This is a genomic window from Halomonas sp. (genome assembly GCF_029263665.1).
GTDB lineage: Bacteria > Pseudomonadota > Gammaproteobacteria > Pseudomonadales > Halomonadaceae > Halomonas.
In genome coordinates this window covers 247,678-264,019 of the sequence record NZ_JAJUFQ010000004.1, presented here as the reverse complement: position 1 = coordinate 264,019, position 16,342 = coordinate 247,678, and the positions used below count along the sequence as shown (strand labels likewise).

16 protein-coding genes are annotated in these 16,342 nt (G+C 53.8%); 13 read left to right on the top strand and 3 right to left on the bottom strand.

Going from position 1 to position 16,342, the window contains the following annotated elements:
- Positions 1-21: 21 nt before the first annotated feature.
- The 5 genes from Q1K07_RS06005 to Q1K07_RS05985 all read left to right on the top strand — a co-directional run bounded on the left by Q1K07_RS06005 (position 22) and on the right by Q1K07_RS05985 (position 4,979).
- Entirely contained in the window at positions 22-1,554 is a 1,533-nt protein-coding gene (locus Q1K07_RS06005) for an AMP-binding protein (protein ID WP_300309197.1), read from the top strand.
- Between the two features lie 37 nt (positions 1,555-1,591).
- Entirely contained in the window at positions 1,592-2,641 is a 1,050-nt protein-coding gene (locus Q1K07_RS06000) for a TRAP transporter substrate-binding protein (protein ID WP_300309196.1), read from the top strand.
- 68 nt (positions 2,642-2,709) lie between these two features.
- Positions 2,710-3,252 carry a TRAP transporter small permease gene (locus Q1K07_RS05995; protein WP_300309195.1) on the top strand — a complete coding sequence of 181 codons (543 nt, stop codon included), beginning with the start codon at positions 2,710-2,712 and terminating at the stop codon, positions 3,250-3,252.
- Entirely contained in the window at positions 3,252-4,559 is a 1,308-nt protein-coding gene (locus Q1K07_RS05990) for a TRAP transporter large permease subunit (RefSeq protein ID WP_300309194.1), read from the top strand. Before Q1K07_RS05995 ends, Q1K07_RS05990 begins: the two co-directional genes overlap by 1 nt.
- A gap of 42 nt (positions 4,560-4,601) precedes the next feature.
- On the top strand, positions 4,602-4,979 hold the full coding sequence (locus Q1K07_RS05985) for a VOC family protein (protein WP_300309193.1): 378 nt from the start codon (positions 4,602-4,604) through the stop codon (positions 4,977-4,979).
- Between the two features lie 166 nt (positions 4,980-5,145).
- Here the strand turns inward: Q1K07_RS05985 and Q1K07_RS05980 are convergent, their stop codons facing one another.
- Entirely contained in the window at positions 5,146-5,406 is a 261-nt protein-coding gene (locus Q1K07_RS05980) for a hypothetical protein (protein ID WP_300309192.1), read from the bottom strand.
- A 398-nt stretch (positions 5,407-5,804) separates the two neighbouring features.
- Positions 5,805-7,049, bottom strand: coding sequence for an MFS transporter (locus Q1K07_RS05975; RefSeq protein ID WP_300309191.1), 1,245 nt, complete (start codon positions 7,047-7,049; stop codon positions 5,805-5,807).
- 158 nt (positions 7,050-7,207) lie between these two features.
- Here Q1K07_RS05975 and Q1K07_RS05970 point away from each other — a divergent pair, with 158 nt between their 5' ends.
- The 5 genes from Q1K07_RS05970 (at position 7,208) to Q1K07_RS05950 (ending at position 12,725) form a co-directional block, all read left to right on the top strand.
- Positions 7,208-7,654, top strand: coding sequence for a helix-turn-helix domain-containing protein (locus Q1K07_RS05970; protein ID WP_300309190.1), 447 nt, complete (start codon positions 7,208-7,210; stop codon positions 7,652-7,654).
- A 421-nt stretch (positions 7,655-8,075) separates the two neighbouring features.
- Complete coding sequence (locus tag Q1K07_RS05965) at positions 8,076-8,588, top strand: spore coat U domain-containing protein (protein ID WP_300309189.1); 513 nt, start codon at positions 8,076-8,078, stop codon at positions 8,586-8,588.
- A 39-nt stretch (positions 8,589-8,627) separates the two neighbouring features.
- On the top strand, positions 8,628-9,353 hold the full coding sequence (locus Q1K07_RS05960) for a molecular chaperone (RefSeq protein ID WP_300309188.1): 726 nt from the start codon (positions 8,628-8,630) through the stop codon (positions 9,351-9,353).
- On the top strand, positions 9,325-11,763 hold the full coding sequence (locus tag Q1K07_RS05955; protein ID WP_300309187.1) for a fimbria/pilus outer membrane usher protein: 2,439 nt from the start codon (positions 9,325-9,327) through the stop codon (positions 11,761-11,763). Before Q1K07_RS05960 ends, Q1K07_RS05955 begins: the two co-directional genes overlap by 29 nt.
- 8 nt (positions 11,764-11,771) lie before the next feature.
- Positions 11,772-12,725 (top strand): spore coat U domain-containing protein, encoded by a 954-nt coding sequence (locus Q1K07_RS05950; protein ID WP_300309186.1) that lies wholly within the window; start codon positions 11,772-11,774, stop codon positions 12,723-12,725.
- Between the two features lie 60 nt (positions 12,726-12,785).
- On the opposite strand, the gene Q1K07_RS05945 is transcribed toward Q1K07_RS05950, so the two are convergent.
- Positions 12,786-14,129 carry a hypothetical protein gene (locus tag Q1K07_RS05945; RefSeq protein ID WP_300309185.1) on the bottom strand — a complete coding sequence of 448 codons (1,344 nt, stop codon included), beginning with the start codon at positions 14,127-14,129 and terminating at the stop codon, positions 12,786-12,788.
- Positions 14,130-14,482: 353 nt separating this feature from the next.
- On the opposite strand from Q1K07_RS05945, the gene Q1K07_RS05940 reads away from it, so the two are divergent.
- From Q1K07_RS05940 to Q1K07_RS05930, 3 genes are all read left to right on the top strand, one after another.
- The gene (locus tag Q1K07_RS05940) at positions 14,483-14,824 is read left to right on the top strand and encodes a hypothetical protein (protein WP_300309184.1); all 342 of its coding nucleotides are present in this window, start codon (positions 14,483-14,485) and stop codon (positions 14,822-14,824) included.
- A 311-nt stretch (positions 14,825-15,135) separates the two neighbouring features.
- The gene (locus Q1K07_RS05935) at positions 15,136-15,576 is read left to right on the top strand and encodes a copper chaperone PCu(A)C (RefSeq protein ID WP_300309183.1); all 441 of its coding nucleotides are present in this window, start codon (positions 15,136-15,138) and stop codon (positions 15,574-15,576) included.
- 24 nt (positions 15,577-15,600) lie between these two features.
- Positions 15,601-16,179 carry an SCO family protein gene (locus Q1K07_RS05930; RefSeq protein ID WP_300309182.1) on the top strand — a complete coding sequence of 193 codons (579 nt, stop codon included), beginning with the start codon at positions 15,601-15,603 and terminating at the stop codon, positions 16,177-16,179.
- Positions 16,180-16,342 lie beyond the last annotated feature (163 nt).

The window sequence follows — 16,342 nt, the reverse complement described above, 5'->3', positions numbered from 1 at the left end:
GCACAGGACAACCGGATTGCCATGATATTCAGCTTGAACGACCCCAGCTTCATCCATGCATTGCGTGATATCGCCACGCGCGATCCGGATCGCGTATTCGGGACTTTCAACCAGCGTCCGCTGACGTTCGGGCAGCTCGACCAGCAGGCGGAGGCACTTGCTGCGACCCTTTGCCAGGATCTGGAGATTTCCCCTGGCGAGCGTGCTGCAGTCATGATGAACAACGGCCCGGAAGCTATCGCTGTCCTGTTTGCACTGGCCAAGGCGGGTATTGTCTGGGTTCCGGTCAATGCTCGTCAGCGTGGTAGTGGATTGAAATACATCCTCGAGCACTGTGATCCCTCGGTACTCTTTGTTGACGCTGACTTGTGGCCGGTCGTTGTCGATAGCCAGGCAATGTTGCCGGGCAGGGTTCTGTCCCTCGGGAAAGAGAGTGGTTCATTGGCCGAACTGCTGAGCAGCAGGAAACGCCTGGATGCACCAGCGCCTGCCATGTCGCAGCTATATGCCTTGATGTATACCTCCGGCACGACAGGCAAGCCCAAGGGTGTGCGTGTCACTCACGCGATGATGGCCTATGCCCTCAAGAGTGTCGAACTGCTCAGTTCCATCCAGCCTGGTGACAACTTCTTCCAGTGGGAACCCTTCTATCACATTGGCGGTGCCCAGATGCTGTTGTTGCCGTTGTTCTTCGATGTACAGCTCAGCTTGACCGAGCGCTTCAGCGCCAGTCGTTTCTGGGAGCAGGTGAATACCAGTGGGGCGACCCACATCCATTATCTGGGTGGAGTGCTGCAGATATTGCTGAAGCAACCCCCCAGTGACCTGGAAACGTCTCACAATGTGCGCATTGCTTGGGGAGGCGGTTGTCCAAGTGCGATCTGGTCGATCTTGCAGGAACGTTTCGGCTTTGAAATTCGCGAATGCTATGGGATGACCGAAGCCTCCAGTCTGACCACGGTCAATGACGAAGGGAGACCTGGCTCAGTTGGGCGTGTCGTTCCCTGGCTGGATATCGCCATTCAGGATGAGCAAGGGCAGCCAGTAGCGACAGGTCAGCCTGGACAGGTAGTGGTTCGTGAAACCCAGCCAGGTGTGCTGTTCGATGGTTACTTCCGCAATACAGAAGCGACCAGCAAGGCGCTGGTGGACGGCAAATTGCATACCGGTGACCGTGGCTGGATCGATGTAGAGGGTTTCCTTCATTTCCTGGGACGGATCACCGACAGCGTACGTTGCCGCGGTGAGAACGTTTCCGCCTGGGAAGTGGAATCAGTCACCCAGCAGCACCCTGGTGTCGAGGAGTGCGCAATGATTGGTGTCGAAGCCGACATCGGCGAGCAGGACATCAAACTCTTTGTGAAGCCGAAAGGTGGCCATGTCATCGAACTTCAGGAGCTCCACCTGTGGTTGAAGGAGCGCTTGGCAGCCTATCAGTGCCCACGCTATCTCGTCCTTGTGGACGAATTCGAGCGAACACCCAGCCAGCGCATCATCAAGCATGGTCTATCCACAGACACAAGCGAGGCCTGGGATAGCCAGCAGTCTTATTGATCCAGCAGTTTCATTGATAGAGACACAGAGGAAGACAATGGATAACAACGACAAGAGCAAGCAACCGTCCATTTCCGTGACAAGCCATAGAAAGATGGCCACTAGCAGTGTGCATGCATTGGGCAAGGCGTCAGTTGCAGCCTTGCTGGCCCTGACAGTCTGCGGTGCTGCTTATGGTGAGGTCTGGGACCTGCCTTCGCCACAACCTGCGGACAACTATATTACCGAGAATGTCACCTGGTTTGCCGGTCAGGTGCGAGAAGCCACGGATGGTGAGCTGGACATCCGCGTCCATCCGAGCGGGTCGCTGTTCAGTGGCGATCAGATCAAGCGTGCAGTACAGCGTGACCAGGCACAGATTGGTGTCCATGTACTCTCGGCCCACCAGAACGAGAATCCAATCTTTGGCATCGATTCGGTCCCTTTTCTGGCCAACTCTTTTGAAGAATCGGCCCGATTATGGGATGTCACCAGACCCGTACTGGATGAACTGATGGCCGAGCAGAATCTGCAGTTGCTTTATCACATCCCCTGGCCACCACAAGGCTTGTTCTTCGATCGTGAGATCCAGTCCCCTGAAGATGCCGAGGGACTCAAGTTTCGTGCCTACAACACCGCGACCGCACGCTTTGCCGAACTGATGGGCATGACACCAACCTTGATCGAAGAAGCTGAACTCTCACAGGCCGCGGCCACCGGGATGGTGCAGTCGCTGATTTCCTCAGGAGACCCTGTCTACAACCATCAACTGTGGGATTACCTCCCGCAGTTCTATGATGCCAAGGCCTGGCTCGTGCTCAGCCATGTCTTCGTCAACAAGGAACGATGGGATGCTCTTGATGAGGACACACGGCAACAGATCCTGGCCATTGCCGAGGAGGCTGAGCAGCGGGGCGAGGAGGGAGCCCGGGCGCTGACCGATGACCTCAAGACGCAACTGAGCGACAAGGGTGTGGCCATTCATCAGCCCGACGAGGCGCTGCAGGCCGAATTCAAGCGTATCGGCGAAGCGATGCAGGAAGAGTGGCTGGAAAAAGCCGGTGAACAAGGCCAGCAACTGGTAGAGGAATATCGTGCCATGCAGTGATGGTGCGGTTCATGTCCCCATTCCCTGGAGTGGGGCTTCACTTGGCTGATGGTAATAGGGTTGCTTCCATGAACATATCTTCTCATCGAATGGCCAGGTGTCTGGAAAGGCTGTATCGAATTTTCGGGTATCTTGCGGCACTCTGCATTTTCGCCATGCTGGTCGTGATTGTTGCTCAGGTCGTGCTGCGCTGGAGTGGTCTTTCCTTGCCTGGTGCCACGAACTATGCCGGATATCTGATGGGGGCCAGTACCTTTCTTGCTGCCGCCTATACCTTCCATGACGGCGGCCACATCCGTGTTGGTCTTCTGGTGGAAAGGCTTGGACGCTGGCGTCCCCTTGGTGAACTGTGGTGCCTGCTGGTGGCTGGCAGCATTGCAGGTTTCATCACATGGAATGCTTTCGATGCCGCTTACTGGTCCTGGAAGTTTGGCGACATCTCGTCAGGGCAGGACGCGCTGCCGCTATGGATACCCCAGGCGATGCTGGCGCTTGGTTCCACGGCCTTCACCATCTCGATAGTAGATCATTTCACCCGTACGCTGATCGCGCTGATTTGTTCCTTACGTGCCAATCGCCACGGAGCTCATCCTGTCGTGAGGAGCCTGTAATGGATTTCACTGAACTGGCCATTGCGCTTTTACTTATCCTCTTCCTGCTGCTGGGCTCCGGTGTCTGGGTCGCCTTGTCCCTTGTCGGTGTGGCCATCATCAGCATTGCATTCTTTACCGGGCGCCCGGTAGGTGCTTCCATGTACAGCTCATTGTGGACGTCATCCACCAGCTGGACGCTTACAGCGCTACCCTTGTTCATATGGATGGGTGAAATTCTCTACCGCACTAGACTGTCGGAAAGCCTGTTTCGTGGCTTGAGTCCCTGGCTTGGCTGGTTGCCGGGACGGCTGATGCATACCAATGTCATTGGTTGCACCTTGTTCGCGGCGGTTTCCGGTTCTTCCGCCGCCACGCTGACCACCGTGGGAAAGATGTCCATGCCGGAACTTCGCAAGCGTGGATATTCAGAATTCATGAGTGTGGGGACCCTGGCAGGGGCTTCAACTCTTGGCTTGATGATTCCGCCATCGGTGACGATGATCGTATATGGCGTCATTACCAACCAGTCCATCCCTAAACTGTTCATAGCCGGCATTCTTCCCGGTTTGATATTGGCCGCGTTATTCACGGCCTATGTTGTTGGCTGGGGGATATGGAAGAAGCGGGATCTTGCTGAAGAACCCAGCATGACGATGAAGCATCGCCTGTATGAGTCCAGGCTGTTGATTCCTGTGGCGTTGCTGATCATTACCGTGATCGGCTCAATGTATTCCGGTCTTGCCACGGCCACGGAGGCTGCTGCGCTCGGTGTGGTAGGGGCTTTGCTGCTTGCAGCGATCCAGCGCAGCCTGACCGTTGCCTCGCTGATGGAAAGTCTGCTCGGGGCGGCAAGGACATCCTGCATGATTGCCTTGATTCTGGCTGGCGCTTCTTTTCTGACATTGGCAATGGGCTATACCGGATTGCCGCGGGGCCTGGCCGAGTGGGTCGGTTCTCTGGAGCTTTCACCGTTCATGCTGCTGATCGCATTGATGCTGGTGTATATCGTGCTCGGGTGCTTTCTGGATGGTATCTCTGCCGTGGTGCTGACGATGGCTGTGGTGACACCCATGCTGAATGATGCTGGCATTGACCTGCTGTGGTTCGGCATCTTTGTGCTGGTCATGGTCGAAATGGCCCAGATAACCCCTCCTGTGGGATTCAATCTTTTTGTCATGAAAGGCCTGACCAATCACAGTCTGTCATTCATTGCCAAGGCGGCGGCGCCAATGTTTCTGATCATGGCGCTCATGGCATTGTTGCTGATTGTCTTCCCCGATCTGGCAACGTTCCTGCCCCGATTCATGAATGAAGCTACCATGTAGGCTGAATGTGAGACTAAATCGCCATGCTGGCCGGGAGTGAACATGACGCCAAATATGCTCAGTACCATTCCGGTACTTCAAATCGAGAATGCAGCACGTAGCTGTGACTTCTACTGCGGCATGCTAGGTTTCGAAAAGAATTGGGAGCATCAGTTTGAACCCGGTATGCCATGGTTCGTGTCAGTCAGCAGAGGCGAAGTCACCTTGTTTCTCACTGAGCACCCCGAGAGTGCTGCCGGGGCGCTCGTCTACCTGATGGTGGCAGATATTGATGCCCTGGCCCGGGAGCTTCAGGTCAACAAGGTGGTGCTTGAACAGGAGCCTGTGACCCAGCCATGGGGAATGCGCGAAATGCAGCTAAAGGATGCGGATGGCAACCGACTGCGCTTCGGTCAGGACATGGAGGATAGTGAGGTCTGATGCCTTGGAATACTGATGCTCTGAAGCGCTCAGGGATTGGTATGAAGGAAATCCAAAACCGCCCCGAAGGGCGGTTTTGGATGAGGTGAGGACGGCGTTGGTTCTGACCATCGAAGTGAATCCATTTATCGTATTTGTTGGTTCTTTCGATTGATCATGAAGTGTATCACTGCCCAATCTCGCCAAAGCGAAAATCAAGAGACATCAGTTTAGGGTAGATATCCAGGGAGGCCAGAGACAAGTGAACATTCCGGATCACGTGGAGTGACTCGATAGAGAATTCATTGAGCTGCTGGTTCATTTCCTGCAACTCGGCATTCTGTTGCTCCAGGGCCTCCAGGTGAACCTTGTACCCCTGACACTTGGCCATAAACTCGTTGAAGCGTTTTGTGTCACGACTATCAAGGGTCAGCCTGACGGGCTCCATCCCATCCTCTAAGTCGATTCTGATTTCGGCCATAATTCAATTCATTCCTCTGCGTCTATAACACCCTTCAATGGAAGGCAAGCACTCAACGCCTTCAGGGTGGAGTGATTTTCGAGAGTCTATTTGCCCTCGTTTCTGGCCTTTACCGGTATGTCCATGCAGGAAATATACTGGCTAAGACTTTTGTGTCTTCCTGACAAAGGTATGAAAAACTACTTCCGTGAGTTTTTGTTCTTGATCCCTTGGGCGGCGTGCCTTCGGGATTCCTTGCTTTCATCGTCCTTCCCTTTCCTCAGCGAAAGGGCGCATAGGGTATCATGTACCTCATCCTGTGGCCTTCAGTGACAGCTGCGGGATGGCATGGTGATCATGTTTCGGGCCTGAGTTGCGTTGCTGTATCAAGGCTGAGCAGCAGCACTCGATGCATGTCTTCGGGTAACGGCCCAGAATATCAGCGCGAACAGGCTGACGAATGCTCCCAGAATGCACACACCTTGCCAGCCGGCGTAGGCGTAAGTGGCTGTCGTACTGATGGCTCCCAGGCCACTGCCAATCGAATAGAACAGCATGTAAAGGGCGACCAGACGGCTTTGTGCTTCCGGCCGAGTACGAAAGATCATGCTCTGGTTGGTGACGTGCAGCGCCTGCCCGCCCAGGTCCAGCAGTACAATGCCAATGATCAGCGCCCACAGCGACCATTCCATCAAGGACAGTGGCCACCAGGCCAGCAACAATACCACCAGCGCAGCGAAACTGGTGCGCTGCCCGAAGCCATGATCAGCCCATTTGCCAGCATGAATGGCGGCCAAGGCGCCTACCACTCCGGCTAGACCAAAGGCTCCAATGGCAGTATGGGAAAACTCATAGGGTGGCCGGCTAAGCGGTAGTACCAGGGCGCTCCAGAAGATGTTGAAGGCGGCGAACATCAACAGTGCCAGTACACCGCGAACCTGCAGCATCCTTTCTTCCCGCAGTAACCCCAGCATCGAGGTTATCAATCGTGGATAACTCATGGAGCCTGGCAAGGAACCCAGCGTTGGCAGCCATCGCCAGAGTGGCAGGGCGAGTACCAACATCAAGGCAGCGGAGCACAGATAAACGCCACGCCAGCCAGCCAGGTCACTGACACTACCCGCGAACACCCGGGCCAGCAGCAGCCCAATAAACACACCACCTTGTGCTGCGCCAACGACACGCCCCTTCTCATGAGGTGCTGCCGCACTGGCCGCGTAGGCAATCAATCCCTGGGTCATTGCTGTGCCGAGCAGACCAACACTCAACATGCCTGCCAGCAGGACAGGAACGGATTGTGCCAGTGCGACAACGCATAGCGCCGCTGCCAATGCCAGGAGTTGCCAGGCCATAAGACGGCGGCGATTCATCCGGTCACCTAATGGGACGAGAAACAACAGAGCCAAGGCACAGCCAAGCTGGGTCGCGGTGATGACACCTCCGACCGCGGCCTGGCTGATAGAGAAGTCCAGGGCCAGTGCATCCAGCAGTGGTTGTGCAAAATAGACATTGGCGACACTTGAACCGCTGGCTGCGGCGAACAGCAGTATCAAGCTGCGCGGCATGGCATGGTGCACGATGTGCTCTGAATCATCGCACCGAGAGATGGGGAGTGCTGGGGCCGTCTTCATGATGACTCTCCATTGGTTTTGATTTAAAACTGGTTGGAGAGTAGTTGTGGTGGTTTTAAAATGCAACCATATGGGTCGCCAGGGCTGAATAGGTCGCTAAAGCTGAATAGATCGCTGAAATTACATTGGTCGCTGAAACTGCATGAAAGGGAACCGTCATGGCTCGCCGAAAATCTACGATTGATGAAACTTGCCCAGTGGCACGCTCTGTCGATGTCATCGGTGATCGGTGGTCACTGCTGATCGTGAGAGATGCTTTTGACGGCGTGAGTCGCTTTGGTGACTTCCAGCGCAGCCTGGGGGTAGCCCGCAATATTCTGTCCGAGCGTCTACGCAGACTGGTTGAAGCCGATATCCTGGAGACTCGGCCAGCATCGGATGGCACGGCTTATCAGGAATATGTGCTGACAGCCAAGGGAGAAAGTCTCTTTCCTGTGGTAGTTGCTTTGCGTCAGTGGGGTGAACAGTATTTGTTTTCACACAGCGAACAGCATTCGATTCTCATGGATAAGGCAACGGGACAACCTATCCCTTACATGACGCCGCAATCGGGGGATGGAAGTGCAGTGACTTCATCTGAAACCGTGGTCAAGAAATTGCCGTGACACTAAATTGTCGGTACATCATTCTGTATTAATCACCAATATAAGAATTATCTCATCTATGTGATCAGTCAATGCAATGATGAGCTTGGCCATTGGCAGTGGTGACTGCCAACATGGCCACTGGTCACGTAGCGGCTGACGGACTCTTATCCCTCCCCCCTTCAGTCTCTTGGCAAGGTAGGCTCACTATCTATTTATCTATCTGAGTGGATTTAATGGTGCTGGTGGAGCTCTTTGCTACACTGCTTTCTAGGGCAAAAGTATGGGTAGTGATGTTCATCTGCTGATCTTTGACTCATTCCAATGGTTGGTGGCATTAAGAGCTCCGTATGGCGCGTTATGGATTGAGCTGGGTGTGCCGGTAGTCATGCGCTCATGATCGTTACCTTCCGGCAGGTAGCGTTGAATCAAGGGGATAAGTATGCGGACCAATTTTCATGTTCGTCGCTTTCATGTTCGTAGTGGCCTTTTGGTCATCTTGATGCTTTCGGCGGGATACTCCGCTGCCCAGACGGCAACCACACAGTTCAATGTTCAAATCACCATCGACGCCGAGTGTCAGATCAACTCTGCAGCAGATCTGGATTTTGGCAACACTGGTGTGATTGATACGGCGATCGAGGCCTCAAGTGACATTGCTGTTCAGTGCACAAACGGCACGACTTACGATATCGGGCTGAATGAAGGACAGGGTACAGGCGCATCAGTGGCTACCCGTTTGATGACGGGGCCTGACTCCGAGACCGTCTCTTATTCTCTCTATACCGATGCTGGCCATACCGATGTATGGGGCGACACGATTGGCACTGATACTGTTTCGGGCACCGGCACAGGTGCTGAACAAGTATATACCGTCTTTGGCCAGGTCCCTGGGCAGGATGCTCCAGCACCAGGCACTTATACCGATGTCGTCACTGTCACCGTGACCTACTGATCGATCTGACCAAAAATTGAGCTGATCAAAGAGAGAAAGATGCGATCAATCGTCATATTGGCCATGTGCCTCATTACGGCGTTCAGTCTAGTGACTCCTGCAGTTGCAGCATCGCTGCGTGTCGCACCCGTCATCCTTGATCTCAGTGCTCCGACGTCGGCATCCACGATCCGAGTCTGGAATGACGCGCAACGACCGATCAATGTCCAGATTCGGGTGTTTCGCTGGACCCAGCAGAATGGTGACGATGTCTATGAGACAGCAAGCGATGTGGCTGCCAGTCCTCCCATTACGACGCTTCAGCCTGGTGGCGAGAATATCGTGCGTATCGTGCGTACAACGAAACAGCCTGTACAGGCGGAGGAAAGCTATCGACTGGTCGTGGATGAGCTGCCATCGCCCTCGCGACAACATGCCGGCACGGTCACTCTCGTGGTGCGCCATTCCATCCCCGTATTCTTCGCCGATCCTGATATTCAGGATGCGCTTCCTTCATGGTCTGTCGAGAAGCGACAAAATGGTTACATGGTTTCGGTTCGCAATGATGGCGATCGCCGCTTCAAGGTATCGAATCTCTCCTTGAGCACTGACGGTACGGTCGTGGCTCAGCACGAGGGTCTTGTCGGCTATGTGCTGGGGAGTTCGACAGCCAGCTGGTTTGTACCGGAAATGAGCCGCAGAGATATATCAGAAGGGGCGGTGACAATAACAGCGGACAGCGAAACAGGACGTTTTGATGCGACCGCACGTATCAGCGGCGGCTAGCATTCTGCTTTCAGTGTCGATTGGGTTTCTTGCGCCGTTGTACGGTCAAAAAGCGTTTGCCGGGGCAATTCCTCCTGCTGTCATGGGTTTTGATTCGGCCAGTTCGTTTTCGCATGGTACCCGGGACCTGCAGCTCGAAGTCTTTATCAACGGCACCTCGACCGACCTGGCTGCCGTCTTTCGACAGGATGCTGACGGGGGGCTTGCGATCGCCCCCGACCAGCTACGCAACGTGGGTATCCGGGCGCCTGAAAAGGCCATTGGGCCGGATGGGCTAGTCGATGTCGCCCAGCTTGCCGGGGTGTCCTTCGAGTACGACGAAGCCAGTCAAAGCATCCACTTTTCCGCTGAGTTCGATGCACTTTCCGAACGAGTCATCGAAGCTCATGAAAGGGCGTGGAACGAGCCTCCTTCGACCGATGCCCAAAGCAGTCTTGGTGCGCTCATGAATTACACGCTTTATACCAGCACCGGTGGTGATGACATTGATGACATGTGGGACTTCGAAGGTGTATCGGGTTGGTTCGAAGGCCGTATCTTCAGCCCATTCGGCGTGTTCACGAATTCATATGTTGCCAGTGTCTCGTCGAACGAGCTTTACGATTCCACGCGCCTTGATACGACCTGGTCCTATTCGAATCCTGAATGGTTAACCTCGTTTCGGGCGGGTGATGTCATCTCCGGTGGCTTGAATTGGACGCGTCCAACCCGGCTTGGTGGTCTCCAAGTCCAGCGCAATTTTGGATTGCGGCCGGATCTTGTGACCATGCCATTGCCCGATCTATCTGGGTCCGCGGCGGTACCTTCGACGGTCGACGTCTATGTCAACAATGCCCGCCGGGTCTCCGAGCAGATTCCGGCTGGCCCGTTTCAAGTGACCAACCTGCCGGTGGTGACGGGAAGCGGGACAGCTCGGGTGGTGGTACGCGACGCACTGGGGCGAGAGGCTACCTCAGAGACGCCTTTCTTCGCTTCATCCAATCTCCTGGCGTCAGGGCTTTGGGATTACTCGGCAGAAGCCGGCTTTGCCCGCCGGTTTTACGGGATTGAGTCCAGTGACTATGACGGGAGCCTCATGGCCTCTGGTACGCTTCGCTACGGGCTTTCGGATCAGCTCACTCTGGAGGGCCATGCCGAGGGAGGAGGCGGGCTCGTTAATGGTGGAGCTGGAACGGCGCTTAGCCTTGGTTCCTATGGTGTGGGCTCCCTTGCGGGATCAACAAGCCGTGTTGACGGTCAGACAGGCTTTCAAGTGGCTGGAAGTGTCGAATTCGAGTTCTGGGACTGGCATCTTTTTGCGCGAACACAGCGCACGTTCGGAGACTACAACGATATTGCCGGTGTAACGGCTGATGCTTCCTCGTTCCTGGACGATGGCATTAATACGGCTGCACCACCGCGCGCGCTTGATCAGGTATCCATCTCTGCTCCTTTGACGTTCGACCCCTCAACGCTCAATGTCAGCTATACCCAGGTTGAGACTGTCGAAGAAGATCGTTCGCAGATCCTCGGTCTTTCCCTGAACCGTCCGATCGGTAGGGCGTCCATCTTTGCCACAGCCTTCACGGATCTCGAAGATAGGGATTCCTTCGGCGTTTTTGTCGGCCTTTCGATACCCCTTGGCAGAGATATCTATGCTTCGACCGGTGTTTCCTCGGATTCCGACGGGACCTCGGTGACGACGGACCTGGTGAAGCCGGAGAGGTCGGAGGTCGGCAGCGTTGGCTGGCGCCTTCGCGATACTGAGGGAGAGGTCACCAACCGAGCGGCGGCCATCAGTTACCGTCCATCCTTTGCCCGTCTTGAAGCTGGCGTTGAGCAGTATGACGATCTTTATCGTGCCACGGGGCAGATAGACGGAGCCATCGTCTTCGCTAGCCAGGATGTCTTCCTGTCGGACCGGATCGATGACGCCTTCACTATCGTCGATACCGGCGTTGGGGGGGTTGATGTGCAGTATGAAAACCGTCCTGTGGGGCGTACCAACCGCAAGGGTAAACTGCTGCTGTCTGATCTGCGCTCCTACGAACGCAACCAGATCTCGATTGACCCAAGAAATCTTCCCATCGATGCCACGGTCGGCAGTACTCGTGAGATTACGGTCCCGGCCGATCGCAGCGGTACCGTGGTCGATTTTGATGTTCATACCGACGCCCGGGCTGCGCTTGTCATCCTGCAAAATGCGGTGGGGGAATACCTGGAAACGGGATCGGTTGGCAAGATGGAGGGGGCCGCGGAAGGTTTTGTCATTGGTTATGGTGGCCAGGCCTTTATCACGGGGCTTGACTCGCACAACCGAATCATCGTGGATCAGCCCACCCGCGGACGCTGCTTCGCTGAATTTGGCTATATACCCCACGAAGGTGAGCAAGTCACCATTCCCGATGTGATCTGTCGTCCGATCGAATGAGGAGTTGCATGTTGCGTCCTGTCATCATTCCATTGCTCTTCATGCTCCTGCTGCCGATGTCGGCAGTGGCCCAAGTGTTGAATAATTGCTCCTTCAGTGTAACCAACGTCAACTTCGGCAATGTCGACACATTGACCAGTGGTGCCGTTGACACCACAGGAAACGTGAATATCACCTGCAACTCCACGCTTGGCGCGACCTTCCGTATCTGTCTCAACCTCAATGCAGGCACAGGTGGATCAACTTCTGGGGTTCGCCACATGCTTGGTCCTGATAATGCCAGACTGAATTACAACTTCTTCCAGGATGCCGCCCGTGCAACACCTTGGGGATCGCGAACACAGTCAGCCCTCGGAACACCTGTCTTCCTGCAGCTATCGGTGCCGATCCTGGGGTCTGTTTCGACCTCGCGCACGATCTATGCACGGGTTGCGGGGGATCAACAAGGGGTTTCGCCGGGTGTCTATACGTCCACGTTTGCTGGCGCCAACGTAGAGCTCAACTGGCGCACGACCAGCGCAGCCAGCTGCGATGGTTTGACACAAAACCCTACAAATTCGAATTTCAGTGTGCAGGCAAACGTCACGCCTAACTGCAATGTCACTGCGCAGGACATCAATTTCGGTAATCATGGTGTGCTGGATGCCGCCGTGGATGCCACGGGCGCTGTCGCCGTGAACTGCACTTCTGGCACGACCTACAACGTCGGCCTGAACAATGGACTCAATGGTGATGGTCCTACCCAGCGTCGCATGATGCTGGGAGAGCAGGCCATTACCTATGGTCTCTATCAGGACGCTGCCCGCAGCCAACCCTGGGGCAACACCATTGGAAGCAACACAGCGAGTGGCACCGGCGCCGGTGCCACGCAGAACTTGACCGTATATGGCCGCGTACCGTCACAAACAACGCCTGCGCCAGGAACATACACGGATACCGTCGTGGTGACCGTCACTTATTGATGCATTGTTCGCTTCAGACTGGCGCATCGTGACATCACCATTCACTGGTAACCCGAAGCATCAGGCTGTTTTTGCGTCGGCACCCAACAGAGAGCGATATTCCTGGAGCTTCTTTCTTATCACTGGCGCATTGGGCTTGAGCAATGCGGCTTGCTTCATGATGGCATTGGCGGTGGTCAGATCACCGATCTCTTCAAACATGTACGCTGTTTCGCGCAGGACGTCGGCTGACTCTCGATTATTCTTCACCTTGGATTTCAATGAACTGAACGTCGACAAGGTAAATGCCTTGGAGGCCGGCTTTGATATGAGCCACCTCTGACGCAGAGCCTCCATATCCATGGCTGCCGGAATGTCTTTAGCAGAAGCTGCCTGCTCCTCCATGGTAATGGCCGGGTTGTGTACCAGTAGTTCTACGATATTGGCGGGCAACGCGGGAGGCCCCATGGATCGCCTTCCCATCAGGTTGGAAAACTGGCCAACGCTGGTGTCCGCATGTGTCTTTATATGGACAAGGTCTTTTATTTCTATCGGGTCGTCAAAGGACTCATGGTAATAAAGTTTTCCATTGAGCGTGTAACGGTGTGACTTGCCATGCTTGTCATTTATCGAGATACCATGAGGCTTCTCAGCCAGATTGATATAGCCGATGGATAATAGCTCGGAATCTTCGAATGCTTTAGGTAACGCGTATTTGATTCCGCCGCCTGTAGAAGCACCATCAAGATACTCAAGCGATATCAGGCTATTGGTGAAGTTTTCTAGAGATACATTGTCGGACTGACTTTTTACTTTGTCAGCAGACAGGACCATATAGGGGCTGTTTTTCAATGAATCAAGCGTTCTGAATCTTTCAGAAGGTTCATGATGCATATTTTGTGACTTGCTTTTCGAGTAATGATTCAGTATGTATTCTGAAAGATGCTCACCAAAAATAAAAGACTTTTGTGGCTTGATATGTACCGCATCCTTGTAATGCGTCTTTTCTATCTTGGTTTCATTAAGGTCGACGACGTTATGTCCGTATCTTTTTGAAATTCTTTTTATTCTCATGTGATTGTTGTCTCCTGGCTTTAGAAACCGGATAGGAAACATGACATTTATGACGGGTACTCCAAGCATGGAAAGAAGTTTATAGTAGTTGTTGATATGGTAGAAGTAATTGTTGATTCTTTTTTTCTTCTGATAATGGTTACAATAGAAGTTAATATCATTGACATAGTGGTCAATGATGATGACGTCACTTGACATCAAGGATTCGGCATTATTGAGCAACTGCTTGATATGAAAAAATATGGGGTTTCTTCCAGAAGATAAGTTATGAACTTCAAATTTTTCTCTCAATGCCTGGGTATAGCCATTCTTTATAACTGAATTACTTGTCCCGATAATAGATACTTTCATATTTCATCCCTGTAAGAAAAATATAATCTATGCAGTTTGCGTGAGCACGTGAATATATTGATCAATATTATATTTTGTCACTAGAATGACGGGAGTATTCTGTTGTATACGCCAGGTGTTTTTATGTAATTGATAATGTTTACTGTGTCTGTGTTTTTAGTCAGTCTTGAGATGACGATGCCCTGATGAATAGTGCTTCTCGTCGCTGAATCCGCCATCCGCTGGCTGAAGGCAAGACCCTGGCCATGGCTGTGCTCGGCAGAGGTGAAAGATGAGAGGCGAGGTGAAGCCCCCTCTATATGCGACATCCTGCCGCCTTGTGCCTGGCGATATCATCCGGCTAGCATGCAGGCATGCGTTATTCTCGTGCCATGACATTCAATGTTGCCATCCCGCTTGCTGCCTTCGTGATTCTTGGTGGCGCGATCTTCGGTGGCCAGGCCTACTCGGAAAGCCGTCTGAGTGGCGACATTCAGCGTGCCCTGGCGGCAGAGCTCAATACACCCGAGCCGATGGTCGAGGTAAAGTACCTGCAGAAGGTCAATCACGGCTATGGTGTGTGTGGCTTGTACAAGACGCCAACCTCCCCGCAGGGCTATGCCTCGTTCTTCTATGACAAGGTCAATGATCGTGTGACGCTGGATGTCACTTCGACTCGTTACACAACAAACTGCGGCCTATCGGCGCTCTGTTGATACTTGGTACGCGGGTTCTGTCACTTGCGTGATTTCTGCAACGACAACCTTTCCACCTTCCACTCGTTTTCTAGCAGCACCCATCAGGTGGTTTTCTTTCGACTGGCGATAGCTTGGCGTGTCATGCCGGCTGACCATGCCAATGACAGGGTGTCGAGTCTTCCTGGTTGATCCGGCATTCATCCAGACTGCGACAATATGACGTGCTCAGGTTGGGCTTTGCGGATGCGTGGATCTGCTATCGTATCGCTCTATCTATGTTGTTTGTGCACTGAATGGAGCGAGATATGCCGAGTACAAGAAACAATAACATGCGTCGTATTTCTCACTCATGGCTATGGGCCATGATGGCAACCATGCTGCTTGCAGGCGTTGCCCAGGCAGCAGACCTGGAAGTGACTGAAGCCAAGGTGAGCTTGCTGCCCGGGGCATCGCCTTCTGCAGGTTACTTCAATCTGCATAATACTGGTGACGAACCTGTGACCTTGGTAGGAGCGGAAAGTCCGGCCTTCGATCAGGTTCACATGCATCTCAGCATGGACAAGGATGGTGTGGCCAGTATGCAGATGGTGCATGAACTGGAGCTGGCGCCGGGAGAGACCATCAAGTTTGCACCGAAGGGTTATCACCTGATGTTGATGAATCGAAACCAGCCCCTGGCGATAGGGGATGAGGTCGAGATCGTACTGCAGTTTGCTGGAGAGGAGCCGCTGCCGGTGAATTTCGACGTGGTTTCCCCTGTATCAATGTAATGGGACGGTTCGGGGAATAGTCATATGTACAAGTGGTTATGCATTGCGCTCGTATCCTTCTGGCTGGTGGGGTGCAGTGACCAGTCCTGGCAGACAACGGATATCTCCGAGATGATGCCACCTCTCGATTTCCACCTGACCGACGAGAATGGCAAGCAAGTGGATGCGGAAGACTTTCGTGGCAAGACCACGCTGCTGTTCTTTGGCTATACCCACTGTCCGGATGTCTGCCCGATTACGCTGGCCCGGCTTGCAACTGCTTTCAGACAGGTTGATGACAAGGCTCGCGAAGACATTCAAGTGTTGTTTGTTTCGGTTGATCCGACTCGGGATACTCCGGAGATCATGAAGGAATACACGGAGGCATTCGGACCACAGTTCATCGGGCTGACAGGTAGCAAGTCCGACATCGATGCCATTACCAATCGTTATCGTGTCTCCTATGGATATGGAGAAAAGGACGAGAGCGGCAATTACGATGTCACCCACTCCAGCGCAACCTTTGCTTTCAACCGCCAAGGGGACGCGCAACTCCTGATTCGTGACGACGATCCAATGAAAGCGGTGGTATCGGATCTCGAGGCGCTTGCCGAAGGAAGCTGATGCATGGGAAGGATGCCTACTTAGGGGTGTTCCAGTGTTCTGGCCCGCCCCCTTCCTGCCCAAGAACATCCTCGGGATTGCGTAATGAACACTCCGCCAGTGATAGGCAACCGCAACCGATGCCGCGATCCATTTTGTCTCGCAAGCGCGAGAGTCTCGAAGC

Bases quoted from the DNA above. Each gene is read 5' to 3' on its own strand.
- Q1K07_RS05990 (WP_300309194.1), top strand. From the start codon at position 3,252: ATGGATTTCACTGAACTGGCCATTGCGCTTTTACTTATCCTCTTCCTG.
- Q1K07_RS05945 (WP_300309185.1), bottom strand. From the start codon at position 14,129: ATGAAAGTATCTATTATCGGGACAAGTAATTCAGTTATAAAGAATGGC.
- Q1K07_RS05935 (WP_300309183.1), top strand. From the start codon at position 15,136: ATGCGTCGTATTTCTCACTCATGGCTATGGGCCATGATGGCAACCATG.
- Q1K07_RS05960 (WP_300309188.1), top strand. From the start codon at position 8,628: ATGCGATCAATCGTCATATTGGCCATGTGCCTCATTACGGCGTTCAGT.
- Q1K07_RS05930 (WP_300309182.1), top strand. From the start codon at position 15,601: ATGTACAAGTGGTTATGCATTGCGCTCGTATCCTTCTGGCTGGTGGGG.
- Q1K07_RS05980 (WP_300309192.1), bottom strand. From the start codon at position 5,406: ATGGAGCCCGTCAGGCTGACCCTTGATAGTCGTGACACAAAACGCTTC.
- Q1K07_RS05975 (WP_300309191.1), bottom strand. From the start codon at position 7,049: ATGAAGACGGCCCCAGCACTCCCCATCTCTCGGTGCGATGATTCAGAG.
- Q1K07_RS06005 (WP_300309197.1), top strand. From the start codon at position 22: ATGATATTCAGCTTGAACGACCCCAGCTTCATCCATGCATTGCGTGAT.
- Q1K07_RS05970 (WP_300309190.1), top strand. From the start codon at position 7,208: ATGGCTCGCCGAAAATCTACGATTGATGAAACTTGCCCAGTGGCACGC.
- Q1K07_RS06000 (WP_300309196.1), top strand. From the start codon at position 1,592: ATGGATAACAACGACAAGAGCAAGCAACCGTCCATTTCCGTGACAAGC.
- Q1K07_RS05950 (WP_300309186.1), top strand. From the start codon at position 11,772: ATGTTGCGTCCTGTCATCATTCCATTGCTCTTCATGCTCCTGCTGCCG.
- Q1K07_RS05940 (WP_300309184.1), top strand. From the start codon at position 14,483: ATGCGTTATTCTCGTGCCATGACATTCAATGTTGCCATCCCGCTTGCT.
- Q1K07_RS05985 (WP_300309193.1), top strand. From the start codon at position 4,602: ATGACGCCAAATATGCTCAGTACCATTCCGGTACTTCAAATCGAGAAT.
- Q1K07_RS05965 (WP_300309189.1), top strand. From the start codon at position 8,076: ATGCGGACCAATTTTCATGTTCGTCGCTTTCATGTTCGTAGTGGCCTT.
- Q1K07_RS05995 (WP_300309195.1), top strand. From the start codon at position 2,710: ATGAACATATCTTCTCATCGAATGGCCAGGTGTCTGGAAAGGCTGTAT.
- Q1K07_RS05955 (WP_300309187.1), top strand. From the start codon at position 9,325: ATGCGACCGCACGTATCAGCGGCGGCTAGCATTCTGCTTTCAGTGTCG.